Source organism: Tumebacillus lacus (genome assembly GCF_026410385.1).
Classification (GTDB): domain Bacteria; phylum Bacillota; class Bacilli; order Tumebacillales; family Tumebacillaceae; genus Tumebacillus; species Tumebacillus lacus.
Genome location: NZ_JAPMLT010000001.1, coordinates 576,742 through 600,667, shown reverse-complemented (window position 1 = coordinate 600,667; position 23,926 = coordinate 576,742). Strand labels below are relative to the sequence as shown.

Below are 23,926 nucleotides of genomic sequence, written 5' to 3'. Positions count from 1 at the left end.
GAGTCGCATGGGGGGAACGCTGGTATTTTCTAAGCACGTTCCTTTTCACCGCAAAGACCGGATACAAATGTTTTTTCCTCTGCAAACTAAAAGAAATCATCAGGAGAAGAGGAATGCAGAGATGGCTCTTTCACCGCTTGTGTATCATCGGTTGGTGCGTCCCAAATGGATGACTCAGAAATACATTCATAACCATATCAACGCAAACTTTGATCTGAAGAACAAGCGTATCCTCGATTTTGGTGCGGGCACGGGAGCGAACTGCACGCTCTGTACGCCCGAGATGTATCACGGGATTGAGCCGGATCACGGACGAGTGCAGTTGGCCAGCCGTTTGTATCCGGGATACAAATTCAGCGTCTTGCAAGATGATGTTCTGCCTGTAGAAGACCGTTCGATTGATTTTGTGATGATTATTGCCGTTCTGCATCACATTGCCACGCAGGAGATCACCCGATATGTAGCGGAATTCCGGCGTATTTTGTCTCCGGAGGGGAGGGTGCTGGTGATCGAGCCGTCTCTCTGGGAACACACGCCCATCTGCAACTGGTTTATGCAATGGCTCGACAAAGGGGATTACATCCGAGACGAGCGAGGATACCTGGAGTTGTTCGAAGATCAGGGATTTTCCTGTCAAGTTCTCAAGCGATTTAAAAAGGGATTGTTCTACAATGAGGTGTATTTCTACGCTGTTCCTGAGCAAGAAAAAGGGGACCACTGATGTGGTCCCCTTTTACAATAGCGGTGCAAACATGCGGGCAGCCGCTTCTTTACATCGATGCGAGAGGGGGCGTTGTCTGTGCAGGCGAGGACAGACTCTCACGCTGTCCTCGATGTCTTGTAAAAAGTCTTGTTCCAAGCGGGCGACAAGTTGCCGATCATACAAAACCGCGTTGGTTTCGAAGTTCAATTGAAAGCTGCGAATGTCAAAATTGGCAGAACCGACGGAGGCGAACAGGTCATCGACGACGAGAACTTTGCTGTGCAAGATCCCTTTTTGGTACATGTAGATCTTGACCCCGGCCCGCAGTAAGTCTGCAAAATAAGACTGCGCAGCCCAAAATGTGAGCGGAGTGATCGTGCATCCTTGGACGATCAGCCGCACATCCAGACCGTTTTGAGCGGCTTGCTTGAGGGCCGCCAGTGTTCGCCTGCAGGGGGCAAAATACGGAGTTTGGATGTACACGCGACGCTGTGCGGTCATGATGGCCAGATGGAACAAGTCACGGATCAATTCACCTTCGCAAGACGGACCGCAATTGGCGATTTGGATGAATTGGCAGCCTTCCGATTCGGATTTGGGGAGATCATTCGTCAATTGAAGTTGACAACCGGTGAGGTAGTGCCAGTCATCCACGAACGTTTTTTGTAAATCGCGGACGCAGGCTCCTTCTATTTTCAGATGCGTGTCCCGCCAAAAGCCGATGCGTTGGTTGCGGGACAGATATTCATCGCCGATGTTCATGCCGCCGATAAAACCGAGCGTTCCGTCGATCACCACGATCTTGCGGTGATTTCGGAAGTTCAGCTTGAGGAGGTTGCGAAGGGTGATCGGAAGGAAGTGTTTGATCTCGATGCCCGCCTTCAACATGTCTTGAAGGACTCGTTTCGGGATCTTTCGGCTGCCGAGACCGTCGATGATCATTCGAACCTTCACTCCTTCCGAGCACTTCATTATGAGGAGGTCCCGGATCTCTCGACCGATCTGGTCGTCTTTTACGGTGTAGTACTCGATATGAATATAGTGCTTGGCCTGCAACAAAGCTTGCTTGAGCTCCCGAAACTTTTCCTCGCCGTTTGTGAGCACTTGGGCGCGGTTGTTTGATGTGAGCGGCGCAGCATGGTTTTCCGTGAGCAGTTGCACCAACCGATGGATGTGTGACGCCCCCTTTCCATGCATCGCAGACAAGTTTTGCAGTTGTCCTTTTTGTTGGTCTATGAAGTTTTCCAGATCGCCGTGATTGCCTGCCGGTCTTTGGAATAACTTTCGTTTGCGAAACGACAAGTAGAAAAAGGAGCCCAGGAAAAGAAGGACAGAGGAGCAGATGATGGCGACCACCGCCTTTTGCTGTCGGTTTTTGCAAATCGTCTATTCTATCATGTGCGAAAAGGGGCATGACTTTCCTCGTAAATTCTGGTGTTTTCTTGCCGAGGAGACGAGAGTTTTATATTTGATATATAATAATAATGATAGTCAGATGCGGATTCATAGAGAGGGAGTTGAGCGAATGACCGTTAGGATCAACCAAATGCTCTCGTTGCGGATCGAGATGCTGCTGGCGAATGGATTTGCGAAGCAGGACATTTTGACCGAGTTGAAAAAAGGGACGTTTGCCCGGGAGCACCAGATCGGTGATCGGATCGTCGATTTTACTTTGCTGATCGACTTCGCCGCTGACCATTGGCCTGAATGTGAAAAGGCGGTACAGGATGGATACCGCGTCACCTTCCACACGATCAACGGGGTCAAGTCTTTGCTCGCGGTGAAGTTTGGCTTGCAAGATGAGCGGGACTATCAGGACAAAGGCGATCATTTGGACGGGATCCAGTTGTCGGACGCCGATGTGGAGTGGCTCCAGTCTGTGTTGGCGATGAACTGGCGGGTCGTGGATCAAGAGGAGAAGGGATCAGACCCGAAGGTTGTGCAGATTCGGTTAGCGGCTCCACAAGAATGATAGCAAGCAGCACTCCGAGGAGTGCTGCTTTTTTCTTGTCATCCTCAAAGTGGCAGATGAAATGATTTTTGAAATAAATATAGACGAAACTCGCATTCGTCTATTATAATTGCAAACAAATACAAAATATGTTTTCTTTAGGGGGTAATCAGATGGAATCGTACAAAGGGAAAGTAGCCGTCATCACCGGAGCGGCGAGCGGGATTGGCCGTGCGTTGGCAGATCGGTGTGTGAAGGAGGGCATGAAGGTGGTGCTGGCGGATGTGGAGGAAGTGGCGTTGCAAAATGCCGAACGCGAGCTGAGAGCGAAGGGTGCGGGCGTTTTGGCCGTCCTCACCGATGTGTCGAAGGAGAGCGACGTGCAAGCGTTGGCCCGGCAGACGGTAGACGCTTATGGTGCCGTGCACCTGCTCTTCAACAACGCGGGAGTCGGTTCCGGGGCTTTGCTCTGGACCAGCACGGTGGCCGACTGGCAGTGGGTGATGAGTGTGAACCTGTGGGGGCCGATCCATGCGATCCGGGCGTTTGTCCCGATCATGCTGGAGCAGCAGACGGAGTGCCATATCGTCAATACGGCGTCTCGAGCCGGGTTGGAAACGGGGCCGGGGCTTGGTATCTATCGGATGACCAAACACGCGCTGGTCAGCATGAGCGAGACGTTGTCTCATGAATTGAAGATGATCCAGTCCTCGATTGGCGTCTCGGTGCTCTGCCCTGGATTTGTGCGGACGCAGATCTGCGATGCGCACCGGAACCGACCGACGGAGTTGAGCGGTCCGAATGACCGTGAGATGCCGTCGCCGATGGACATTCAACTCGATCAGATGATGAGGAAAGCGGTGAGCAACGGCATGACCCCGGAGGAAGTGGCGGACATCACGTTTGCTGCGATCCAAAACCGCCAATTTTACATCCTACCCGACCCGGAAGCCAAGCAGGCTGTGCAAGTGCGGCTGGAGGATATCTTGAACGACCGCAATCCGTCTTTTCTGATACCGGCAGCTTTTAACTGATTTATTAGATTCAATATTTCGAATATGGAAAACTGGCTGGTCTTTCATGCAACTTCTTGGTAGAATCCATAACTAATATCTTCGTTGGAAGTCGTAACGAGGCAACTGGACATCAAAGGAGTTATCGCACATGAAGGGTCTGCCGAGGAAAGAGATCGTCTATGTCAGTTTCATGCTGTTTTCGATGTTTTTTGGGGCAGGAAATCTGATCTTTCCGCCGTTCCTTGGGCAGTCGGCGGGGGAGTCTGTGTGGCTGTCGCTGGCGGGTTTTGTACTGTCGGCGGTGGGATTGCCGATCTTGGCCGTCATGGCGGTGGCGAAGGCAGGGAGTTTTGAACGCTTGGGCGGACGGGTGCATCCTGTGTTTGCGTCATGGTTTCCGGTGATCATCTTCCTCTCCATCGCCCCAGGGCTGGGAGTGCCGCGTGCGGGGAGTTTGGCGTATGAGATGGGGGTGCGCCAGTTTCTTCCTGTAGAAATGGCGGAGCATCCGGTGTCACTTCTGCTCTATACGCTGGTCTTTTTCGGGGTGGTGTATGCGCTGAGTCTCTCCCCTTTGAAATTGGTGGACCGGTTTGGAAAGCTGTTGACGCCTTTGCTGTTGACGATGATCGCTGTGATCTTTGTGAAGAGTCTGTTCACGGATCTGGGTGCTCTCGGGGAGCCGCGGGGTGAGTATGCGGCGCATCCGGTGTTTCAGGGGATCTTGGACGGGTACTTGACGATGGATGCGATCGGGGCGTTGGTGTTTGGCATGGTGCTGACCACGGCGTTGCGGTCGCGGGGGATCGAGGGAGACAAGGCGCTGTCGGCTGCGATGGTGTATGTGAGCATCGGAGCGGGTGCGTTGCTGACGACGGTCTATCTGATCATCGGCTACTTGGGCGCGCAGAGTGCGTCGCTCGGAGCGGCAGAGAACGGGGCGCAGATCTTGAGCGTGATGATGAACTATCTGTTCGGGTCGGGCGGCACGCTGTTGCTTGGTGTGGTGTTTACGCTCGCTTGCCTCTGTGTGTCAATCGGGCTGGTCACGTCGGCGAGTCAGTTTTTTGCGGGACGGTTTACGCGCCTGTCGTACCGGGCGTGGGTCGGAATTTTCTGCTTGGTGAGTCTGACGGTGGCCAATGTGGGGCTGACCCAGATCCTGAAGGTGTCGGTGCCCATACTCGGTGTGATCTACCCGGTGGCGATTCTGCTCGTGGTGTTCGGGCTGCTGGATCGGGCCGGGAAATGGGCGGCTCCCGTGTACGCGGCGACACTCGGATGTGCAGGGGTGTACAGTCTGCTCGACGTGATGGGTGTCGGGTCGCTGGCTTCGATGCCGTTGCAGGAGCAAGGGATCGGCTGGCTTGTGCCTGCTTTGCTCGGATTGGCAGCGGGATGGGTCTGGTCGAAGTTTGGTGCAAAGAAAACGGACTCTGTGCAGAAGCATGGGGTGTATTAGTATAGAAGAAACACATGAAAAAGGCGGCTGCTCCCCGTGTGGAGTGTCGCCTTTTTTGTCTGTGCAGGAAATAGACCGTTGCTATAGAATGTAGGAGATGGAAATCATTGGAGAGGGGGCGTGGGAAGGTGACGGGTATTATTCAGTTTTTTGGGTTGGCCTACATACTGGTTGTCGTAGGGATGATCGCCCTCGTGGTCTATCTCATCATCGCGGTGCTCAATTTTATGAAGAGAAAGCAACAGACGGATGCCGAGATGGCAGCCAAAATGGGGCGAATGATCGAATTGCTGGAGCGACGTGAATTGGAAGGTAAAGAGCTGAAATAAACAAACAACCACACCTCGTCACGGTGTGGTTGTTTGCTATCCAGCGATTGATTCGTGCTCGACGATGTCGATGTATAAACAAACAACCACACCTTGTCTCGGTGTGGTTGTTTGCTTTACAGTGATTGTTTGGTGCTCGAAGATGTCGATGCGCTCGACGAGCCGCCGTTTTTCAGGTCGTCGTATTTGTCTTCCATCTCGCGGCCTTTTTGGTTGATGGCTTCGATGTCGGCCAGGCAGGACTCCAACAGGGCGAGATCGAGGCTTTCTTCGGAGTCGCCGAGGGCGAGGCCGAGTTTTTTGTAGAGGTCTCCGAGGTCTTCGTAGACGTCGATGACCGATTGGTGGTAGTCCTTGTACCGGGTGTCGTCCGGGACAGGGGCTTTTTTCATGTCGCCCAGAGCTTGTTCGTAGTAGGTGGTGTTTTCGGCGTAGATCTCTTTCATCTGCTTGTAGGTGATGTCTTTGTATTTCAGGTCGTCGAATGCTTGTTCCATGCCGGCTTCGCAGACGGCGATGTCTTTGATGCCGATCTCCATGACCTCGAGGAAAGTTTCTTGCTGCTGTTTCGGATCTTCGGTGCCTTTGTCGCCGGCCTTGCTGTCCGATGCCGGGCGGAGGAAGACGAAGTTGTCTTCATCAAACATGACATCGCTGTACAGATCAAAGGCGATCTTGAACGGCAGGGTCGGGTCCATCGGCGGGTAAACCATGATGCCGCTCACTTCGGAGCGCGGCTGGATGTCCCCGCCGGCGAGGAATTGTTTGAAATCGACCGCATCTTTAAACTGGCTGCCGAACGTTTCTTCGAGTTGTTTGCCGTCTTGAGTGACGGTCGCCACGTTGTAGCCGATCTTGGAGGCACGGTTGTTTTTGATGGTCAGGTGGATGCGGGTCTCTTCTTTGGCGTAGTCGATCTTGTTGATGGTGAAGGAGATGTTTCGTTTGGAGAAGGTGCTGCCGTCTTCAAAGCTCTTCGCCGGGGAGACGATGGAGAGACCGTCGACTTTTTTCAGTTCCTTCAGCTTGATGACCGGCTGGGTCAGGTCGCCCAGTTTGTGGGTGCCGTCCACGGTGCCGGTGATCTGAATCCACGTGTCCATCGTCAGCCGCTCCGTGGACACGTCACCGATGTCGACGACGATCTCGCTGTTCGTTGCGCCGACGTGCATGACGAACGCGTTGGTGAGTTTGTCGGTCATTTTGCCAGGTTCGAGGAAGACTTTGCCGCTTAGTTCGACGGTGGAACCTTTGTATTTGTCCGGGCTTTTCAGCAGGTCGTTGACTTGGTCTTGGGTGATCTGGACGTTGGAGCCGCTTGCGGTCTCCGATTGGTTGCTGCAACCGACGGTGAGCGAGACGGCGAGGAGGAGGGCGAGACTGCCGGTGATGATGCGTTTGTTGTTCATGAAATTGACTTCCTTTCATACTTTTGGAGTAATTGTAAAAAATATACATAATGAAACCTTCCTTATTTTGCTATAAGATGTTGGTGTCGTCAACTGTTTTTTTTATTGAGATTTTTGCAGTAGAAGGATAGTCAAGAGAGGGGATTGTTCTACATGGAATGGATAGCAGACCACCGCTGGGAGTTGCTGATCGGGGCGGAGTTGCTCTTTTATGCGTGCGTGGCCGGTTTTTTCCTGCTGCGCTATATGTGGGGATGGGAGCGGGGGAGCCTGTTTGTGCTGGGGGTGGGACTGCTCAATGAGTTCTGGATTGTCGCGCTGGGTGTGATCGACTATCAGGAGACGGGGCAGATCTCTGCGTATCAGATCGTGATTGTTGCGGTGGTCCTGTACGTTCTCGTGCAGGGGAAGGAGGGGATGCGCCGCATCGATCTCTGGATGAAGAGTCAGGTCTTGCGGCTGAAGGGGCAACCGATTCCGGCGGAGTTGGATGATTACAAATACGGTGCCGCGAAAGCTCGCAGCGAGCGTCGCGGGTGGTTGACGCATCTGTTGATCTACGCGGCCGTGAACGGGATGTTTTTGGTCATGTACGGGCTGTCTGCCAGCCCCGACCATTGGTACGACAACGAGACGGCCGATAAAGTGGCCCGCGTGTGGGGCATTGTGTTTGCGGTGGATACGGTGGTGTCGTGGTCGTATACGGTGTTCCCGAAGAAACGGAAAGTTGAGTTGTAATACATAAGAAAATACCGCGAGAGATCGCGGTATTTTTTATTTGGGAGCCAACGGGATGAAGATCTTCTCCTGCCATTTGTGGTAGCCGTAGATGACGAACGAGAGCCCGAAGATCACGAAGAAGTACTGCCAGGCTGTGATGTTTTTCAGCGTCGCGATGCCGATCCGTGTGAGCAGAGGGAATACTGCGAACGAAAACAGCGCATCCATGACCAAGTTGCTCAACACATACAGCGCGAACCGATGCGACGTGAGATAGAAGATCCAAAACGTGCCGACGGCAAAGATGCCGTATGCAAAGCTGGCGTCGATCATATAGCCCCAAGGGACGATGGACTGGTGGATCTCCCACCAGCCGTACGCGTAGGCGATCTGGAAGTTGATCGTCATGAGCAGGGCAGTGAAGATCGTGGTCGGCATGTATCGTTTGATTGTGTTCTTATCCAAGAAAAAAAGCGAAAACCAAGGCGCAGTCAAGAGGATCAGTTGCAACGTTTTAACACTCATCGAAGGAACCTCCTGCGGAAAGCGGAGTTTATTTCACCTTGGATAGGGTGTGTCTAGGAAATCAATTTTAAACCGACGGCGGAGGCGAGGATCATCGACATGAAGAGGATGCGTCGCCAGTCTTTCGATTCGTTGTAGAGAATCATGCCGAGCAGTGTGGCGCCGACGGTGCCGATGCCCGTCCAGACGGCGTAGGCGGTGCCCATCGAGATCGTCTGCATGGCGAGCGTCAGGAAGGTGAAACTGCCGCAGAAGGCGATGGCTGCGATCACGTAGGAACTCCAGCCTTTGTTCAATTTGATCCGGTTCATGCCGATAACGCCGAGCACCTCGAAGGAGCCGGCGAGGACGAGATAGAGCCAGCCCATCAGGCGTCGCCTCCTTTTGTTTGCGTTTCGCCGGTGACGATCTTCAGCCCGATCACGCCGATCAGCAGCACGAGGATCAACGATACTTTGACCGGGTCAAAGGGCTCGTCAAAGAACAGCATCTCACCCGCGACCGTGCCGGCGGTGCCAAGGCCGGTGAAAACCGCATAGACGGTGCCGACCGGCAGGACTCTGAATGTTTTGATCATGATGTAGAAGGAGAACAGGATCAGTGCGGCCGTGCCGATCCAGCCCAGAAGGGTGGTGGAGTGTTTTAACCCGGAGACCCAGACCACTTCGAGCAATCCGGCTACGATGATCATCAACCAAGCTCGATTCATTTTCTCTCCCTGCTTTCTCTCGTTTCTCTTCTCTATGTTTCGATGGACAGTCCGCGCCAGAAGATATGCCAAGAAGCATCCAAACGCTTCATGCACCGTTCCGGCCCGCCGTATAACATCTCGACAAAGACGCCGTCGAGCAGGCACAGGTAGGCTGCTGCTGCACGATCGGGTCCGACGGGCGCGATGATCTGCTCCTGGATCGCACGATCAAAGAGGGCGGTGACGATCTGCTCGAAGGTGTCGAGGTAGTTGTACAACAGCTCCATCACCCGGTCGTGCAGATGATCCGGGGGGAAGAAGGACATGCGCAGCCAGAATTTTGTTTTGACGTCCTGTTCGTACAGTTCTTTGTAGCGCAGGAGCAGATGGTGCAAGCGGTCGGGCAGCGGTTGGTCGGCGTTGTCTGCGAAGTAGTGCGTGATGAACTGCATCTCGTCTGCCGCGATCTCTTGGATGACGGTGAGGAACAGCTCTTCTTTTCCTTTAAAATGCGCGTACACCGACGGCGTTTTGATGCCGACCTCGCGAGCGATCTCATTGATCGACGCGCCTTCATAGCCAAAGTGGGCAAAATGGGCGAGGGCGACCTGTTTGAGCCGGGTCGGGGTGTCTGTCATAAAGGGAGGCACCTGCCTAACTAATAGTAGTTAGGTAATACTATGCTCCTTCGATTGCCGGATGTCAAGGATGATCCTTGCAGAGGCTCCACATAATAGGGGCAAATAAAAAAGGGACCGATATCGGTCCCTTGACGTGTGTGTTGAAATTGATTTCCAATCGTTGCTGTGGTACAATGGAAAACGGTCATTTCTTATGTAATACATATCGAAAATATTCTAAACCCATTATCATTATACCCGAATATAAGGGCTCTGTCAATGGAGGATGCATATTTTTTCGGAAGAGGGGCGAATCGGGATGAGCATGACGGAACGAGAGTGGCAGGAAGAGCAACAGCGCGTCGATCAAGTGGTACAAGAGATCGACCAGCAGATGGAGTCGCTGGAGCAACAAGTCGGCGAAGTGCGGGCCGATATCGTCGACATTCGGAAAAACTTCTGGGATGACGTCAAGCTCAATTTCAGCGACGCCGGAGAGATGTATGAGACGTACCGCAGCATGAAGCAACAGGCGGACGTCCTGTCCGAACATGAACGCAATCACCGGCTGGCGCAAACGCAGTTGAAAAAATTGCAACGGCTGCGCAGGTCGCCTTATTTTGGACGGATCGATTTTGCGGAAGAGAGCGAGTCGTCGGCCGAGCAGATCTACCTCGGGATCGGCACGGTGCTCGATGAGGAGCAGGAGAATTTTCTCGTATACGACTGGCGGGCACCCGTGTCGAGTCTCTACTACGACTATGGGCCGGGTCCGGCGGAGTATGAGACGCCGGGCGGGACGGTCGCGGGGAGGATCGATCTGAAGCGGCAGTATGTGATCCGCGATGCAGAGATCGTGTCGCTGTTTGACACGGGGGTGACGATCGGCGACGAACTGTTGCAGGAGGTGCTGGGCAAGCACGGGGATGCGCAGATGAAGAGCATCGTCGCAACGATTCAACGGGAGCAAAATCAGATCATCCGTGACGAACGGAGCAAGATGCTGGTCGTCCAAGGCGCGGCCGGCAGCGGCAAGACGTCGGCGGCGTTGCAGCGGGTGGCGTATCTGTTGTACCGCTATCGGGAGACGCTCAGCGCCCAGCAGATCGTGCTGTTCTCGCCAAATCCGATGTTCAACTCGTACGTGTCGACGGTGCTCCCGGAGTTGGGGGAGGAAAATATGCAGCAGACGACGTTCCAGGAGTATCTGGAGCGGCGGCTCGGCAAGATGTTCCAAGTGGAAGACCCGTTTGAGCAGATGGAGTATACGCTGACGGCGATGAACGAGCTAGGGTACGAGGCCAGGGTGGAAGGCATCAAATACAAGGCGTCGACCCGGTTGCTGACAGCGATGGAGGAGTATTTGGACCGGCTCGCGCAAGGGGGGCTGATCTTCCGGGCGATCAAGTTCCGGGGTGAGGTGCTGATCCCGAGGGAGCGGATCAAGGAGCTGTTTTACGGGATCGACGATATCTCGGTGTTTCCGCACCGGATGCGGGCGTTGGCCGATCTGCTGCTGGAAGAGCTTAACGTCAAGGCGGAGGAGATGCGCAACGAGCCGTGGGTGGAGGAAGAGGCCGAGCTGATGGATAAGGAGCAGTACCAGCGCGCGCACAACCGTCTGCGGAAGGAGAAGCGGTATTCGGAAAACTCGTTTGACGACTTTGCCCGCGAGTTGGATGTTCTGGGCGAGATGGTGGTGCAGAAATATTTCAAACCGTTGCGGCGCGGGATCAATCAGTTGCGGTTTTTGAATCTGCCCGCCGTGTACCGTCAATTTTTCCTGCAACAAAAAAAGGCCGGGGAGACGGCGCATTGGGAAGAGATGTGCGCGCAGACGGTGGAGCGGCTGGAGCATGGGAAGCTGGCGTATGAGGATGCGACGCCGTTCTTGTATTTGAAGGAGCGCATCGAGGGCTTCCAGACCAACACGCAGGTGCGGCATGTGTTTGTCGATGAGGCGCAGGATTATACGGAGTTTCAGTTTGCGTTTTTGCGTCGGCTGTTCCCGCATGCGAAGATGACGGTGCTCGGGGATTTGAACCAGTCGATTTTTGCCCATGCGCAGGGCGGGGATCGGTTTGCTGCGCTGTCAGAACTGTTTGAGGAAGGCGAGACGAAGCGGATCGTGTTGCGCAGAAGCTACCGGTCGACGCGGGAGATCATCGAGTTTGCCAGCGGGCTGATCGAGGGCGGGGATGAGATCGAGCCGTTCAACCGGCACGGGTCGAAGCCGACGTTGACGCAGGCGGCCGATGAGCAGGATCTGGCGGCAAAGGTGGCAGCTCGCATCCGCGATCTGCAGGAGGCCGGGCATCAGACGGTGGCGGTGATCTGCAAGACGGCGGAGGAGAGCCGGGCTGCGTATGAGCGCCTGAAAGGCGCGGTCGATGTGCGGCTGATCGGGATGGAGACCGGCGGTTTTGAAGCCGGGGTGATCGTGATCCCGTCGTATCTGGCCAAAGGGATGGAGTTTGACGCGGTCCTCCTCTACAACACGTCGCAGGAGCGGTACGGACGGGAGAGCGAGCGCAAATTGTTCTATACGGCCTGCACGCGGGCGATGCATGAGCTGCACCTGTTCACGGTGGGTACGGTAAGCGAGTTTTTGGCGGGTGTGGAGTCGGGGAGTTATGAACGGCTGACATAGAGCAAATAAAAAGGCGACCCGGAGGTCGCCTTTTTTGTATCGCTTTTGAAAATTAGTTGGTGGAGATGCCGCGTGCTGCCCAGATCGCGTCGATTTGAGCTGCGTGGGAACCGCCGTAGAGCAGTTGGTCGGCTGCTTTGATCGCACGAGCGCCGTCGTTGAACGTAGCGTTCGGGGTGAGCGACCAGTGGGACTGCAGGATGATGCGGGTCGCGATGTCGCGGCCGAATGCTTTCGCCATTTCGTACTCGCCTTGCGACCAGATCTCGCCGTCCGCGTGGACTTCGCCTTGCCAGTCTTGCGGGTAGACTTTGCCTTCGTCCAGACGACGGAGGTTCGGCGGGTTGTCCGAGGAGTAGGAGACTGCGTCCCACTCGGCGACAACCGGATCAAATTTCGGGTCCGGCTTGAGGAACGACTCGTAGGTCGCGCCGAGGAAGTCGCCGAACGCTTCGCCCATCGCGCCGCCTTCAGCAGAGTTGCCGAAGCCCGGAACTTGGTTGTCCTGGATGGAGTGACCGTACTCGTGGACGATAACGCCTGCGTCTTCCGCGTCGTCTACGCCGCCGGTGCCGAAGGTCAGAGCCTTGGTGGACGGGGAGTAGTAGGAGTTGTCAGCGGTGGTGCCGTTGACGTTCGCTACGATCGAGCGGTTGTTGATGTTGTTGAAGCCGATCGACTGGATGTAGCGTTGCAGCGAGTCGAGGTGGTAGTACACGTTGGTGTTCTCGAAGTGCGCAGAGCTGCGGGTGTAGTTGTAGACGAAGCTCGAAGAGAAGGTTTTCGATTTTTTGTTGCTGATCGAGACATATTGGCCCGTCAGATAGCCGGAACCGTCGAGCCCTTGGAGGGTGACCGTTTTCAGTTCGTTGGTCAGCAGGTCGTAGTCGGCGTTGTTGTTGTCCGTCAGGTTGACGTTGCCGGAAGAGACGACCGGGTTCGGCAGGAAGACTTTGCCGGTGCCGTTGACTTTTTGACGCAGGTCACGGGATTTGATGATCGCGCCGGTGCCAGCGTGGACGTAGGTTTCGAACTCGCCTTCTTCTGCGATCGCCGAAACGGTGGTCACTTTGTATGCCGGAACAAGCTTCTTGTCCTGGACGATGTAACCGAATTTGCGGGATGCTGCGCTCGCGAGGTTTTTGATCTTGGTGTGACCGAGAGCGAGGCCTTCCGCTTCGTTTTCGGTGATGTTTTTCTTGGTGGTCTCAGCGGTCAGGTTCGGTGCGTAGTCGGAGGTGACCAGAACCGCGTTGCCCGCTTTGTCGAGGGTGACGGTGACTTGGTTGTAGAAGACTTCCTTGCCGCCGTAGGTTTGTTGGTAGCGGACGTAGTCTGCCGCGTCAGTGCGGACGGTCGTCACGTACTGCAGGTCGGACAGGTCAGCTTTCAGTTCGTACTTGCCGGCGTTTTGCTTCAGGAACGCGTCAGCTGCCGTTTTCGCGTCGACAGTTGCGACGGCCGGAGTTGCTACCGGTGCGCCGCTTTGTGCAAAAGCAGCCGGAACAGCAGAGGTCAGGATGACGGCAGTTGCCAGAGCGACTGCAAATTGTTTTTTCATTGGGTGTTTCCTCCCTTTGTGTTTTTTCTATCTTTTCACAATAATTTTACGGTTTTCAGCGGGAGGAAGCAATAGTTTTCGTAAATTTTATATTTGCTCGCGAGTTGTTTAACATACGAACAAAAAAAAGCCCCTCTCATCATGAGAGGGGCTTGCACCCAAATCTTTCAATTAACGCGCGTTACGTTGTGTTTTGTTCGTGTCGCGGAACAGCAGAGTCAGCGAGTACAGGCCTGCGATCCCGACCAGCGTGTAGACAGTGCGGGCGAGCCAAGAGTCAGCACCGCCGAGCAAAGCTGCCACGAGGTCCCACTGGAACAGGCCGACCAGCAACCAGTTGAGGGCACCTACGATCACCAGAATCAGAGCAAGACGATCCATTCATCCCCCTCCTTTCTGCCTAAAGGCGTACCTATAGACTTCTCCAGTGCGTGTCCCAATATGACTGGAAATAATGTCAGGAGTGCCGCTCGCCGTGATTCTCGGAGTCGTCCGTTTTTGGATTGGCCGTCGGCATATATCCTTTGGAGGGCTGGTAGTTCAGTCCGTCCAACGATTTGCCGCTGCGCTTTTCCAAGTCGATCTCAGGCTGTGACGGTCTGACTTCATTCGGTTCAACGTTCATCTCAGACGCCTCTTTCCTCGAAAGATCTGCACATTACCTCAACTAGTATGACCGCAGGATCGGGAGCGGATGCGCCCTCTTACCTATTTCTGCCTTTCTTGCTATACTTTATGTATCTGAAGGAGAGAAAGAGAGGGAGAAGGCATGGCGCGGCGTATAGCGGGGCAAACCGCGATTGTCACGGGGGCAGGTCAGGGCATCGGCCGCGAGATCGTCAGAACGCTGCTCGAGGCAGGGGCCCAGGTGGTCGCTGTCGCTCGCAACGAGGTGGGTCTCGAGCGTTTGCAAGAGGAGATGCAGGCTGGACGGCGGCTGCTGGCTGTCGCGTGCGACATCCGCGATCCGCTGGAGGTGGAGCGGTTGTTTGAAGTGGCGGCCGAGCGCTATGGCCGGATCGAGATCGTGGTCAACAACGCCGGTGTCGGCCTGTTTGCGGGGATCGAGGAGACGCCCGTCGCTTGTGTCGACGAGATGATCGACACCAATCTCAAGGCGGTGATCTTCATGTGCCAGGTCGCGTTTGCACACATGAAGCGCAACGGGGGCGGTCAGATCGTCAACGTGTCGGCTGTGCTCGGTCAGGAGGCGTTGCCGCACAGCGCCGCGTTTTCCGCCAGCAAGTGGGGCGTGAACGGGCTGTCGGAAGCGCTGCGTCAAGAGGGGCGTCGCTACGGCATCCGCGTGGCGGTGGTGGCTCCGGGGGAGACCCAGACCGATTTTGCCGGCACACCTGCCTACAACAAACCGCACGGACTGAAGCCGGAGACGGTGGCCGACAGCGTACGCTATCTGTTGATGCAAGAGAGCGACGTGCAGACGGCACATCTCGTGCTGCGGCCGGACGGAGCAGGCGCATAAAAAAATCCCCGCATCTCGTTGCCGAGGTGCGGGGTTGTTTTCTTGTGTCAGTTGACGTTTTGCGTCGCTTCGAAGCGGTTGAGGTATTCCTCAAGGCTCTTTTTCAGCTCCGGAGTGTGGATAAATTCGATGCCGAATTCAAAGACTCCATTTTTGAGCTGCACGCGGCGGACGATGCCGGTCGCGTCGATGTGCGTGTCGCCGTCGATCGAAACGGAGATCTCGGTGCCTTGCTCCAAGAATTTGTCAGACTCGACGCGCACGCCGCCGAAGGAGACGTCGAGGATCTTGGCGTTCAGATCGCCTTTGGACTGCGAGCTGACGGTGCCTTCGAGGTTGACTTCATAACGCGGGTGCTCGCGGCGGTCGGACAGGTTGGCCTCACGGTGCGGTTTGATCAACAGAATACGTTCTTCAAGAGTGCCGATAACGGTCGACTGGAAAGTCAAGATCCCATTTTTATGGTAGACAGTCGCGGTGACCGGATCGCCGATCTGCAGGTTGGCAGCGGTCGGGAACACGACGTCGAACAGTTCACCCTGTTCAAAGAAAATCTGTCCCATATTGGAATAGTTGGTGGAACTGACAAGAATATTCGCGCCTTCGAACATGCTCATCGCAGGCAACTCCTCTCCCCAATTACAATTTTAGACCCTTAATCTACAGTTTTGTGAAACTGTACCTTAAAATAATCCGTTGTTAACTATCATAACTCATTCTATTAAAAATGGAAACTGCCTTTGCGACAAATTCTGCCGATTTTCACTAAGTTTTGTCACGATTTGCTCGTTCTGGATTCCAGTGGTATACTATTTTCGAAATTTGAAGGGCGGGGATGGATCATGACGAATCATCAAACCGATTATTTTGTGATAAAAGCCAAGGAAAACGGGGTGCAGGTGATCGGCTTGACACGCGGTCAGGACACTCGATTTCATCACGCGGAAAAGCTCGACCGCGGCGAAGTGATGATCGCCGAGTTTACCGAGCACACGTCTGCGGTAAAGATACGCGGCAAGGCGACGATCTGGACTAAATTTGGTTCGATCGAGGCGGGAGACAACAATTAAGAGTACCATGAATAGGAAAGACAGCGGAGCAGACGGACATGTCTGCTCTTTTTCGTTCATAAACATCGTAGGGAAAGGGGGTCGCCTGCATGTCCAAAGGGATGCTGGCTGCGCTCCTGCTCTCGGTGATGTTGGCCGTCTCGCTCTCGTTCCTGCCGGAGCAGGCGCTGGACCGTTGGGGCGGAGACGCGTTTTTGCAAAAAATGCAAGACGGGCGCGATGTACCGGTGACAAAGATGGAAGGCGTTGTCGACGAACTCGGACAGATGCCGCTCAAAAGCTCGCTGCGCAAAGTATCGTGGGAAGGGGAGCAATTGACCGTCTGGCTGTCGGTGCCTGCCGTTTCGCTTAAGAAGGAGCGGCCGTGGCAAGACGTCTATCGCATCGTCTACCGCTTTTTGGTCGGCGTGCCGCAAAATGCCGCGGTCGAGGTGCGCGTCGTCACCAATGAACAGCCGGAGCGGGTAGTGTTTTCCGTGGCGGCCAAGCGGGCCGATCTGCTCGACGCGCCAAAGCCGGGTAGCGAGGGTGTGGAGTCGTTCGTTCGCAGCAAACTGCGGGTGTCGGAGTATCGTTGAGGAGGAAGTCGGCGCGGGGATGCTCTCGCGCTTTTTTGTATTCCCTACCCGAATTGTTATGTTATACTGGACGGGAAGTGATTTCATATTTCCTGTCGAAAACAGACATGTTAAAGTTGATCTATGAGATTTGAATCCTAGGGCTTCTCATAGCCTTTTTTATGTATACCAGGCTGGTGGAGTTCGAGTAGGAGATGGAGACGGTGCAAGTACAACAAAGATCCGAAAGAGATGTGTGCGTCGGCGACGTGCGTTCCCTGATACACGCGGAAATGGATCACGCCTACTTGTCCGGCTATTTTCGGGCACCTGAGTTGGAGGAACTGCCGCTGTTGCTTGCGACGTTGATCGCAAACGAAGCGGGGCTGCCAGCTCATCAGGCACAGGCAGCGGTCAGCACGCTGCTTTTGATCCATCACGGGTTGGCGTTGCACGAGGAGATCGAGCGACTGGCCGCCCGCGACAATGAAAAATATCGGCAGCTCGGCGTTCTCGCCGGCGCCTACTATTCGAGCAAATATTACCGCTTGCTGGCCGAGAGCGGTCAGATCGCGTTGATGGGGCGGTTCGCCGAGGCGATCCAATCGATCAACGAGGCGAAGGTGGAACTGGCACGCGACCCGTACGACATGTCGATGGGCATCGAGCGCTATCTGCTTCTGCAGGAGACGGTGTACGGCGGCCTGTTGCAGGGCCTGTTGAAAGCCTGTCTGCCGGACCGCGCCGATCTCGCGGAGCTGACGGAGGCGATGGTGCGGGCGGCGGTGTTGCACCGCGAACTGCGCGATCACGCCACGACCCCGGCGCGGACGTTGACCGCTCTGCTCGTGTGGCAGCACGGCACGTCGGAGGAGCGCCGTTTCTTGAAAAACCTGTCGCGTACAGGTGCTGAGACTCGACTGCTGTCCCTTCATGTGAAATATGGAACATCTGGCGAAGTCGCTCGTCTGCTGGAAAAAAGCCTCGGCCTCGCCGAGCATTCGCTCCGGGCATTCCCGGAGCTGGCGGACGACCTGCAAGGGCTGATCGGGCGGTTGTCCGACTATCAGCCGGTGACGTGGCGAGCCGAAGAGGGCTAGAAGAGGGAGCGATACCAGCATGAGCAACAAAACTGCGAGTAAGTCGGAATTTCAAAACAAAGAAGAAAAAGTACATTACGTGTTTGAGCGCATCGCCAAGCGGTACGATCTGATGAACTCCGTGCTGTCTGCCGGGTTCCACAAGCGTTGGCGCAAGATCACGATGAAAAAGATGAACATCCGTCCGGGTCAGTCGGCGATCGACGTGTGCACCGGCACCGGCGACTGGGCGATCGCAATCGCTCAGCAGGTCGGCTCCGAGGGCAAAGTGGTCGGGCTCGATTTCTCGCAGGAGATGCTGCGCTACTCGTACCCGAAGATCGAAGCGGCCGGCGTGGAAAAGCAGACCTCGATGATCTACGGCAACGCGATGGATCTGCCTTATGAGGACAATACGTTCCACTACTCGACCATCGGTTTTGCCCTGCGCAACGTGCCGGATATCCGCAAGGTGCTGTCCGAGATGATGCGCGTCGTCAAACCGGGCGGTCTCGTCGTGTCTCTGGAGCTGTCCAAGCCTGTTTGGAAGCCGTTCCGAGCGCTTTATTTCTTCTATTTCTATAAGATCCTGCCGATGATCGGAAGCCTCGCGTCCCGCGACAGCATCTCGTACAGCTGGTTGCCGGAGTCGCTGACTCATTTCCCGGATCAAAAGGAATTGAAAAAAATCTTCGAAGAAGTGGGCCTTGAGCATGTGCAGGTGACCAACTTCTTCGGCGGCATCTGCGCCCTGCACATCGGACGCAAACCGGAGTAAACAGACGGAGGGCGAACTCATGCGGAAAAAGGAATACGTGGTCGGCATGTCGGGCGCGAGCGGCGCGGTCTACGCGATCCGCCTCGTCCAAGAGCTGTGTCGGCAGGGGCATCGCGTGCATCTGTTGATCACCGAGTCGGTGTGGCAGGTGTTTCGTCTGGAGATGGGCTGGGACATCACACCGGGTGACCGGGCGGCGATCCCACGCTGGTTCAACCTGCCGGAGGACGCGGATCTCCTGATTCCCGAGGGACGCGACTACGGTTCGCCGGTGGCGAGCGGGTCGCACATCACGGAAGGCATGATCGTGATCCCTTGCTCGATGGGCACGCTGTCGGCCATCGCCGGCGGCGCCTCCGACAATCTGCTCGAACGTGCGGCCGACACTCATCTCAAGGAGGGGCGGCCGCTCATTCTCGTACCTCGCGAGACCCCGTTCAATAAGATCCATTTAAAAAACATGCTCGCCTGTGCGGATGCCGGTGCCAAGATCGTGCCGGCGATGCCAGGCTTTTACCATCGTCCGGAGACGATGGATGACTTGATTGATTTTGTGGTTGGCAAAGCGTTGGACGCTTTGCGAGTCGAACATGCTCTGTTCAAGCGGTGGGGAGACCGCGAACAAGAGTAGTCGGGAGGGAAACACCAGTGGAAATCATCGGAAAAGAGCATCCGTTCGCGGACATCTGGGCCAAGGTGCAGCGAGAAGAGCGACTGACGTTTGAAGACGGCGTGAAACTGATGTCGTCCAATGACCTGATCGCGCTCGGTCACATGGCGAACTACGTGCGGGAAAAGAAACACGGTTCCAAGACGTACTTCAACACGAACCGCCATATCAATCCGACCAACATCTGTCAGACGCTGTGCGATTTTTGCGCATTTGGCGTGCGGATGAAAGATCCGGCCGCCTATACGATGACGATGGAGGAACTGGAGCACCGCGTCGACATGATCACGCCTGACGCTACAGAAGTGCACATCGTCGGCGGCAACAACCCGACGCTGCGCCTCGAGTACTACGAGGACCTGCTGCGCATGGTGAAGAGAAAGCGCCCGAACTTGCACATCAAGGCTTTCACCGGCGTCGAGATCGACCATTTCACCCGCGTGAACAAACTGCCGGTCAAGGAAGTGCTCGACCGTCTGATCGATGCGGGCCTTGATTCGATGCCGGGCGGCGGTGCGGAGATCTTTGCCGACCAGCCGCGCTCGATCATCTGCGACCATAAGACGAGCGCTGAACGTTGGCTGGAAGTGCACGAATACGTCCATACCCGCGGCCTGCGTTCGAACTGCACGCTGTTGTACAACCATGTCGAGTCGATTGAAGACCGCATTGACCATATGACCCGTCTGCGCGATCTGCAAGACCGCACCGGCGGCTTCCAGACGTTTATCCCGCTGTCTTGGCACCCGGACAACACCGAATTGATCAAAAAGTACCCGCACCTCGCGACTTCGACCGGTTTTGACGATCTGAAGATGGTCGCGGTGGGGCGTCTGTATCTCGACAACATCGATCACATCAAGACGTACTGGATGCAGGTCGGTGAGAAACTGGCGCAGACCGCGCTGTGGTTTGGCGCGGACGATCTTGACGGCAACGTCGTCGAAGAGAAGATCTACCATGCAGCGGGCGCACAAACTTCGCAAGGGATGGCGAAATCCGATCTGGTCAAACTGATCCGGGAGGCGGGCCGCACGCCGGTTGAGCGAGACACGCTCTACAACGTGGTCAACACCGATTTCCCGGAAACCCCGCGCGGCGCGTCTGTCGCGGAAGAACTTCAGGTGCTGTCATGACATCCGAACTCCGGTACGCGGTAAGCGTCGTACCGGAACCAGAAAGGGCAGAGGGCGACGCACACATCCTGCGAGTCGGCCAGATCAAGTATACAAATGCGTTGCCGATCTGCCATTTTCTTGAGAAGAATGACCCGGACATCGAGTATTACCCGGGTGCTCCCATCGAGTTGAACAAATGGCTGGCGGAGGGCGCGGTCGATGTCGGTCTGGTGTCGTCGTTCGCCTACGCCGAGCATGCCGATACGATGGTCGCTCTGCGCGGGCTGTCAATCTCGTCGGGAGGTCCGGTCGGCTCGATCTTCTTTTTCTCGAAGCGACCGCTGGAAGAGCTCGACGGTTGCACCGTCGCATTGGCTTCCATCTCCGCGTCGAGCGTCAACCTGCTGAAGGTGCTCTTGGCTGAGATCGGGGTCACGCCGACCTACATCACCCGGGAGCCCAATCTGCCGGAGATGCTGGAGGAGGCGGAAGGTGCGCTGCTCATCGCCGACCAAGCGTTGTATTGGTCGTTGCAGGATCACGGCTGCTATGTCTATGATCTGGGTGAGGAGTGGTATCGCCGCACCGGGCACAACATGACGTTTGCCGTCTGCGCGGTGCCCAAGCGTCTGCTGACCGCCAACCCGGAAAAGGTGCGCAAGATCCACCGCTTTTTCTTGGAAGGAAAGCGCAAAGGGTTGGCCGACATGGACGAGATCGTGCGCGAGGCGCAACGGATGCTCGGCCAAAGCGAATCGTTCTGGCGCAATTACTTCGGCAATCTGATCTATGATTTCAATGAGGAGTTGGCGGCGGGGGCCGATCTCTTTTTCGAAAAGGCCCACCGTCACGGACTGCTCGAAAAGCCTGCAAAGGTTGAACTGTGGGGTGACGAGGAATGATCAACGTAAACACGAAGTCCACGAAGGTGGATGAAGTTCTGGATAAAGTGCTCCAAGGCGAGCGCCTGACGCTTGAGGACGGCCATATCCTCTATGCGAGCGACGATCTGATCAAACTGGGCGCGGCTGCCAAGCAAGTGATGATCAAGCAACACCCGGAAAATCTGGGCACGTTTGTGATCAACCGAAACATCAACTACACGAACATCTGCGATACCTACTGCCGTTTCTGCGCGTTCTATCGCACGGAAAAATCGCCGGACGCGTATGTGCTGACCGACGAACAGATCTTCGACAAGATCCAAGAGACGGTCGATCTCGGCGGCACGGAGATCCTGATGCAGGGCGGGACGCACCCGAACCTGCCGTTCTCCTGGTACACCGACATCCTGCGCAAGATCAAGTCCCGCTTTGACATCACGATGCACTCCTTCTCGGCGGCGGAGATCCGCAAGATGGTGCAAGTGTCCGGCCTGCCGCTCGAAGAAGTGCTGCGCCAACTCAAAGAAGCGGGTCTGGACTCGCTGCCGGGCGGCGGTGCGGAGATCCTCGACGACCGCACCCGTCTGCGCATCTCCAAGCTCAAAGAGTCGTGGACGGAGTGGATGGATGTGCATGACGCGGCGCAACGCCTCGGCATGAACACCACCGCGACGATGGTCATCGGCTTTGGCGAGTCGATTGAAGAGCGACTGCTGCACTTCCTGCGCGTGCGCGATCAGCAGGACAAGACGGGCCGCTTCACCGCGTTCATCTCGTGGACGTACCAGCCGGACAACACGGCGCTTAAAGGCGAGCGTGCGACGGCGGTGGAATACCTCAAGAACACGGCGATCTCCCGTCTGATGATCGACAACGTGAAAAACTTCCAAGCTTCCTGGGTGACGATGGGTCCGAAGATCGGCCAACTCGCTCTCGAATTTGGTTGCAACGACATGGGCTCGACGATGATCGAGGAGAACGTGGTCTCGGCAGCCGGTGCTCATAACCGCATGGACAAAGCCGCGCTGATCCGCGTCATTCGTGACGCTGGCCGCATTCCGGCGCAGCGCGACACCCAATACAATATCCTCAACGTTTTCTAAGGCGGGTTTTTAATGAAGTTGCTGGACATCTATTTTTCTCTCAAATCGGATATCGACGCGGTGGAGCGCCGTCTCCTCGATGAAGTGCATACGTCCCAACGCCCCCTCAAAAAAGCGTCGGCTCATCTGCTCAAAGCGGGCGGCAAGCGCATCCGGCCGGTCTTTGTGCTCCTGGCCGGCAAGTTCGGCACGTACGATCTGGAACGGCTGTCCCGGGTGGCGGCGTCGCTGGAGTTGATCCATATGGCGTCGCTGGTTCACGATGATGTGATCGACGACGCGTCGGTCCGCCGGGGGACGCCGACGGTGAAGGCTGAATGGGGCAATCGGATGGCGATGTACACGGGCGATTTTATCTTTGCCCGCGCTCTGCGGTTGCTCTCGGACATACCGAATCTCGAAGTCCATCAACTTTTGTCCAAGTCGATCGTCTCGATGTGCGAAGGCGAGATCGAGCAGATCCGCGATTTCTACAACGTGGATCAAAACTTGCGCACCTATCTGCGCCGGATCAAGCGCAAGACGGCGTTGCTGCTGTCGATCTCCTGCGAGCTGGGCGCGCTGGTCGCCGAGTGCCCGCGCCCGGTCGTCCGGGCGCTGGAGCGTTACGGCTACTATGCGGGCATGGCGTTTCAGATCATCGATGACATCCTCGATCTGACCTCGACGGCTGCCAAACTCGGCAAGCCGGTCGGCTCCGACCTGCGTCAGGGCAATCTGACCTTGCCGGTGCTGTACGCGCTGCGTCACTCTCCGGACCGACAGCGTCTGCGCACGCTGATTCACCCGGAGATCACCGACAGCGAAGCGATCGAGGCGATCGAGATCGTCAACCGCTCCGGCGGGCTGGAATACGCGGCCGCGCTGGCAGACCGGTACATGGAGAAGTGCCTCGCCGTTCTGGACAAGCTGCCCAAGATCGAAGCTCGTCGTCAACTGGAAGGCATTGCTCATTTCATCAATGAACGCGATCACTAGCGGATCGCGTTTTTTGTTTGCATTCCGTTCCCTGAGTTGGTAAAATGGACAAGGATTGTGTCACGTACATAACTAAGCATGTTTAAAGGAGTGTTTGAATCATGGCATTGGAAAGAACTTTTCTGATGGTTAAGCCGGACGGCGTTCAACGCGGTCTGATCGGCGAAATCGTTTCCCGTTTTGAGAAAAAAGGCTTCAAACTGGTCAACGCGAAACTGATCCAAGTGGATCGTTCCCTGGCTGAGTCCCACTACGCAGAGCTGTCCGACAAGCCGTTCTTCGGCGAACTGGTCGACTTCATCACCTCCTCCCCGGTCTTCGGCATGGTATGGGAAGGCGAGAACGTCATCACCACCGCTCGCGCAATGATGGGCGCTACCAACCCGTCCGCAGCAGCACCGGGCACCATCCGCAACGACTACGCGATCTCCGTTGGCATGAACATCATCCACGGCTCCGACTCCCCGGAGAACGCAGAGCGCGAAATCGGCCTGTGGTTCGGCGGCGAAGCGCTGTCCTACGACAAAGCCATCAACAAGTGGATCTAATCCGCGCACAGAGAAAGCCCC

General features: G+C 55.8%; 28 protein-coding genes. 18 read left to right on the top strand and 10 right to left on the bottom strand.

All coding sequences use genetic code 11. The features are described 5' to 3' along the window. Nucleotides 1-7: 7 nt before the first annotated feature. Complete coding sequence (locus OS242_RS02995) at nt 8-721, top strand: class I SAM-dependent methyltransferase (protein WP_267150162.1); 714 nt, start codon at nt 8-10, stop codon at nt 719-721. A gap of 12 nt (nt 722-733) precedes the next feature. Here OS242_RS02995 and cls read toward each other — a convergent pair whose 3' ends face one another. Then, on the bottom strand, nt 734-2,059 hold the full coding sequence (cls, locus tag OS242_RS02990; protein ID WP_267150161.1) for a cardiolipin synthase: 1,326 nt from the start codon (nt 2,057-2,059) through the stop codon (nt 734-736). 169 nt (nt 2,060-2,228) lie between these two features. Here cls and OS242_RS02985 point away from each other — a divergent pair, with 169 nt between their 5' ends. The 4 genes from OS242_RS02985 to OS242_RS02970 all read left to right on the top strand — a co-directional run bounded on the left by OS242_RS02985 (nt 2,229) and on the right by OS242_RS02970 (nt 5,461). Further along, nucleotides 2,229-2,675, top strand: a complete 447-nt coding sequence (locus tag OS242_RS02985; protein ID WP_267150160.1) for a hypothetical protein — start codon at nt 2,229-2,231, stop codon at nt 2,673-2,675. A gap of 152 nt (nt 2,676-2,827) precedes the next feature. Further along, nucleotides 2,828-3,688: an SDR family NAD(P)-dependent oxidoreductase gene (locus OS242_RS02980; RefSeq protein ID WP_267150159.1), complete on the top strand. Its 861-nt coding sequence runs from the start codon at nt 2,828-2,830 to the stop codon at nt 3,686-3,688. A 130-nt stretch (nt 3,689-3,818) separates the two neighbouring features. Beyond that, nucleotides 3,819-5,132 (top strand): branched-chain amino acid transport system II carrier protein, encoded by a 1,314-nt coding sequence (gene brnQ / locus OS242_RS02975; protein ID WP_267150158.1) that lies wholly within the window; start codon nt 3,819-3,821, stop codon nt 5,130-5,132. Nucleotides 5,133-5,260: 128 nt separating this feature from the next. Then, on the top strand, nt 5,261-5,461 hold the full coding sequence (locus tag OS242_RS02970; protein WP_267150157.1) for a DUF4083 family protein: 201 nt from the start codon (nt 5,261-5,263) through the stop codon (nt 5,459-5,461). 116 nt (nt 5,462-5,577) lie between these two features. On the opposite strand, the gene OS242_RS02965 is transcribed toward OS242_RS02970, so the two are convergent. Next, entirely contained in the window at nt 5,578-6,870 is a 1,293-nt protein-coding gene (locus tag OS242_RS02965; protein ID WP_267150156.1) for a TIGR03943 family putative permease subunit, read from the bottom strand. 153 nt (nt 6,871-7,023) lie between these two features. On the opposite strand from OS242_RS02965, the gene OS242_RS02960 reads away from it, so the two are divergent. Beyond that, nucleotides 7,024-7,608: a hypothetical protein gene (locus OS242_RS02960; protein ID WP_267150155.1), complete on the top strand. Its 585-nt coding sequence runs from the start codon at nt 7,024-7,026 to the stop codon at nt 7,606-7,608. Between the two features lie 36 nt (nt 7,609-7,644). On the opposite strand, the gene OS242_RS02955 is transcribed toward OS242_RS02960, so the two are convergent. Genes OS242_RS02955 through OS242_RS02940 form a run of 4 tightly spaced genes read right to left on the bottom strand, consistent with a single transcriptional unit; the run spans nt 7,645 to nt 9,444 of the window. Further along, the gene (locus OS242_RS02955) at nt 7,645-8,115 is read right to left on the bottom strand and encodes a hypothetical protein (RefSeq protein ID WP_267150154.1); all 471 of its coding nucleotides are present in this window, start codon (nt 8,113-8,115) and stop codon (nt 7,645-7,647) included. A 53-nt stretch (nt 8,116-8,168) separates the two neighbouring features. Continuing rightward, nucleotides 8,169-8,483, bottom strand: a complete 315-nt coding sequence (locus OS242_RS02950) for a DMT family transporter (RefSeq protein ID WP_267150153.1) — start codon at nt 8,481-8,483, stop codon at nt 8,169-8,171. Next, entirely contained in the window at nt 8,483-8,824 is a 342-nt protein-coding gene (locus OS242_RS02945; RefSeq protein ID WP_267150152.1) for a DMT family transporter, read from the bottom strand. Before OS242_RS02945 ends, OS242_RS02950 begins: the two co-directional genes overlap by 1 nt. Before the next feature lie 32 nt (nt 8,825-8,856). Continuing rightward, entirely contained in the window at nt 8,857-9,444 is a 588-nt protein-coding gene (locus tag OS242_RS02940) for a TetR/AcrR family transcriptional regulator (RefSeq protein WP_267150151.1), read from the bottom strand. A 301-nt stretch (nt 9,445-9,745) separates the two neighbouring features. On the opposite strand from OS242_RS02940, the gene helD reads away from it, so the two are divergent. Further along, nucleotides 9,746-12,076 carry an RNA polymerase recycling motor HelD gene (gene helD / locus OS242_RS02935; RefSeq protein WP_267150150.1) on the top strand — a complete coding sequence of 777 codons (2,331 nt, stop codon included), beginning with the start codon at nt 9,746-9,748 and terminating at the stop codon, nt 12,074-12,076. Between the two features lie 52 nt (nt 12,077-12,128). Here the strand turns inward: helD and OS242_RS02930 are convergent, their stop codons facing one another. The 3 genes from OS242_RS02930 to OS242_RS02920 form a co-directional block, all read right to left on the bottom strand. Next, the gene (locus tag OS242_RS02930) at nt 12,129-13,637 is read right to left on the bottom strand and encodes a M36 family metallopeptidase (RefSeq protein WP_267150149.1); all 1,509 of its coding nucleotides are present in this window, start codon (nt 13,635-13,637) and stop codon (nt 12,129-12,131) included. 171 nt (nt 13,638-13,808) lie between these two features. Continuing rightward, on the bottom strand, nt 13,809-14,018 hold the full coding sequence (locus OS242_RS02925) for a DUF378 domain-containing protein (protein WP_267150148.1): 210 nt from the start codon (nt 14,016-14,018) through the stop codon (nt 13,809-13,811). 76 nt (nt 14,019-14,094) lie between these two features. Beyond that, nucleotides 14,095-14,262, bottom strand: a complete 168-nt coding sequence (locus OS242_RS02920) for a hypothetical protein (protein ID WP_267150147.1) — start codon at nt 14,260-14,262, stop codon at nt 14,095-14,097. A 144-nt stretch (nt 14,263-14,406) separates the two neighbouring features. Between OS242_RS02920 and OS242_RS02915 the strand changes: the two genes are divergently transcribed. Beyond that, a complete protein-coding gene (locus tag OS242_RS02915) occupies nt 14,407-15,120 on the top strand; it encodes an SDR family oxidoreductase (RefSeq protein WP_267150146.1) in 714 nt (237 codons plus the stop codon). 47 nt (nt 15,121-15,167) lie between these two features. Here the strand turns inward: OS242_RS02915 and OS242_RS02910 are convergent, their stop codons facing one another. Then, the gene (locus OS242_RS02910) at nt 15,168-15,737 is read right to left on the bottom strand and encodes a PilZ domain-containing protein (RefSeq protein ID WP_267150145.1); all 570 of its coding nucleotides are present in this window, start codon (nt 15,735-15,737) and stop codon (nt 15,168-15,170) included. Nucleotides 15,738-15,962: 225 nt separating this feature from the next. Here OS242_RS02910 and mtrB point away from each other — a divergent pair, with 225 nt between their 5' ends. From mtrB to ndk, 10 genes are all read left to right on the top strand, one after another. Next, a complete protein-coding gene (gene mtrB / locus OS242_RS02905; protein WP_267150144.1) occupies nt 15,963-16,190 on the top strand; it encodes a trp RNA-binding attenuation protein MtrB in 228 nt (75 codons plus the stop codon). A gap of 89 nt (nt 16,191-16,279) precedes the next feature. Then, nucleotides 16,280-16,768, top strand: a complete 489-nt coding sequence (locus OS242_RS02900) for a hypothetical protein (RefSeq protein ID WP_267150143.1) — start codon at nt 16,280-16,282, stop codon at nt 16,766-16,768. A 203-nt stretch (nt 16,769-16,971) separates the two neighbouring features. Further along, on the top strand, nt 16,972-17,847 hold the full coding sequence (locus OS242_RS02895) for a heptaprenyl diphosphate synthase component 1 (RefSeq protein WP_267150142.1): 876 nt from the start codon (nt 16,972-16,974) through the stop codon (nt 17,845-17,847). A 19-nt stretch (nt 17,848-17,866) separates the two neighbouring features. Then, nucleotides 17,867-18,604: a demethylmenaquinone methyltransferase gene (locus tag OS242_RS02890; protein ID WP_267150141.1), complete on the top strand. Its 738-nt coding sequence runs from the start codon at nt 17,867-17,869 to the stop codon at nt 18,602-18,604. A gap of 19 nt (nt 18,605-18,623) precedes the next feature. Next, nucleotides 18,624-19,235 (top strand): UbiX family flavin prenyltransferase, encoded by a 612-nt coding sequence (locus OS242_RS02885; RefSeq protein WP_267150140.1) that lies wholly within the window; start codon nt 18,624-18,626, stop codon nt 19,233-19,235. A gap of 17 nt (nt 19,236-19,252) precedes the next feature. Further along, nucleotides 19,253-20,410 (top strand): aminofutalosine synthase MqnE, encoded by a 1,158-nt coding sequence (mqnE, locus tag OS242_RS02880; RefSeq protein WP_267150139.1) that lies wholly within the window; start codon nt 19,253-19,255, stop codon nt 20,408-20,410. Then, entirely contained in the window at nt 20,407-21,294 is an 888-nt protein-coding gene (locus tag OS242_RS02875; RefSeq protein ID WP_267150138.1) for a menaquinone biosynthetic enzyme MqnA/MqnD family protein, read from the top strand. The genes mqnE and OS242_RS02875 overlap by 4 nt, the downstream gene beginning before the upstream one ends. Then, nucleotides 21,291-22,379 (top strand): cyclic dehypoxanthinyl futalosine synthase, encoded by a 1,089-nt coding sequence (gene mqnC / locus OS242_RS02870; protein ID WP_267150137.1) that lies wholly within the window; start codon nt 21,291-21,293, stop codon nt 22,377-22,379. Before OS242_RS02875 ends, mqnC begins: the two co-directional genes overlap by 4 nt. Before the next feature lie 12 nt (nt 22,380-22,391). After that, complete coding sequence (locus tag OS242_RS02865; protein ID WP_267150136.1) at nt 22,392-23,357, top strand: polyprenyl synthetase family protein; 966 nt, start codon at nt 22,392-22,394, stop codon at nt 23,355-23,357. 107 nt (nt 23,358-23,464) lie between these two features. Further along, complete coding sequence (gene ndk, locus OS242_RS02860) at nt 23,465-23,905, top strand: nucleoside-diphosphate kinase (protein WP_267150416.1); 441 nt, start codon at nt 23,465-23,467, stop codon at nt 23,903-23,905. The last annotated feature ends 21 nt before the right edge of the window (nt 23,906-23,926 follow it).

Bases quoted from the DNA above. Each gene is read 5' to 3' on its own strand.
- OS242_RS02965 (WP_267150156.1), bottom strand. From the start codon at position 6,870: ATGAACAACAAACGCATCATCACCGGCAGTCTCGCCCTCCTCCTCGCC.
- brnQ (WP_267150158.1), top strand. From the start codon at position 3,819: ATGAAGGGTCTGCCGAGGAAAGAGATCGTCTATGTCAGTTTCATGCTG.
- OS242_RS02890 (WP_267150141.1), top strand. From the start codon at position 17,867: ATGAGCAACAAAACTGCGAGTAAGTCGGAATTTCAAAACAAAGAAGAA.
- OS242_RS02960 (WP_267150155.1), top strand. From the start codon at position 7,024: ATGGAATGGATAGCAGACCACCGCTGGGAGTTGCTGATCGGGGCGGAG.
- OS242_RS02980 (WP_267150159.1), top strand. From the start codon at position 2,828: ATGGAATCGTACAAAGGGAAAGTAGCCGTCATCACCGGAGCGGCGAGC.
- OS242_RS02940 (WP_267150151.1), bottom strand. From the start codon at position 9,444: ATGACAGACACCCCGACCCGGCTCAAACAGGTCGCCCTCGCCCATTTT.
- OS242_RS02910 (WP_267150145.1), bottom strand. From the start codon at position 15,737: ATGAGCATGTTCGAAGGCGCGAATATTCTTGTCAGTTCCACCAACTAT.
- OS242_RS02865 (WP_267150136.1), top strand. From the start codon at position 22,392: ATGAAGTTGCTGGACATCTATTTTTCTCTCAAATCGGATATCGACGCG.
- OS242_RS02950 (WP_267150153.1), bottom strand. From the start codon at position 8,483: ATGGGCTGGCTCTATCTCGTCCTCGCCGGCTCCTTCGAGGTGCTCGGC.
- OS242_RS02900 (WP_267150143.1), top strand. From the start codon at position 16,280: ATGTCCAAAGGGATGCTGGCTGCGCTCCTGCTCTCGGTGATGTTGGCC.
- OS242_RS02945 (WP_267150152.1), bottom strand. From the start codon at position 8,824: ATGAATCGAGCTTGGTTGATGATCATCGTAGCCGGATTGCTCGAAGTG.
- OS242_RS02875 (WP_267150138.1), top strand. From the start codon at position 20,407: ATGACATCCGAACTCCGGTACGCGGTAAGCGTCGTACCGGAACCAGAA.
- OS242_RS02885 (WP_267150140.1), top strand. From the start codon at position 18,624: ATGCGGAAAAAGGAATACGTGGTCGGCATGTCGGGCGCGAGCGGCGCG.
- mtrB (WP_267150144.1), top strand. From the start codon at position 15,963: ATGACGAATCATCAAACCGATTATTTTGTGATAAAAGCCAAGGAAAAC.
- OS242_RS02995 (WP_267150162.1), top strand. From the start codon at position 8: ATGGGGGGAACGCTGGTATTTTCTAAGCACGTTCCTTTTCACCGCAAA.
- OS242_RS02955 (WP_267150154.1), bottom strand. From the start codon at position 8,115: ATGAGTGTTAAAACGTTGCAACTGATCCTCTTGACTGCGCCTTGGTTT.
- OS242_RS02915 (WP_267150146.1), top strand. From the start codon at position 14,407: ATGGCGCGGCGTATAGCGGGGCAAACCGCGATTGTCACGGGGGCAGGT.
- OS242_RS02925 (WP_267150148.1), bottom strand. From the start codon at position 14,018: ATGGATCGTCTTGCTCTGATTCTGGTGATCGTAGGTGCCCTCAACTGG.
- OS242_RS02930 (WP_267150149.1), bottom strand. From the start codon at position 13,637: ATGAAAAAACAATTTGCAGTCGCTCTGGCAACTGCCGTCATCCTGACC.
- OS242_RS02985 (WP_267150160.1), top strand. From the start codon at position 2,229: ATGACCGTTAGGATCAACCAAATGCTCTCGTTGCGGATCGAGATGCTG.
- OS242_RS02920 (WP_267150147.1), bottom strand. From the start codon at position 14,262: ATGAACGTTGAACCGAATGAAGTCAGACCGTCACAGCCTGAGATCGAC.
- helD (WP_267150150.1), top strand. From the start codon at position 9,746: ATGAGCATGACGGAACGAGAGTGGCAGGAAGAGCAACAGCGCGTCGAT.
- mqnC (WP_267150137.1), top strand. From the start codon at position 21,291: ATGATCAACGTAAACACGAAGTCCACGAAGGTGGATGAAGTTCTGGAT.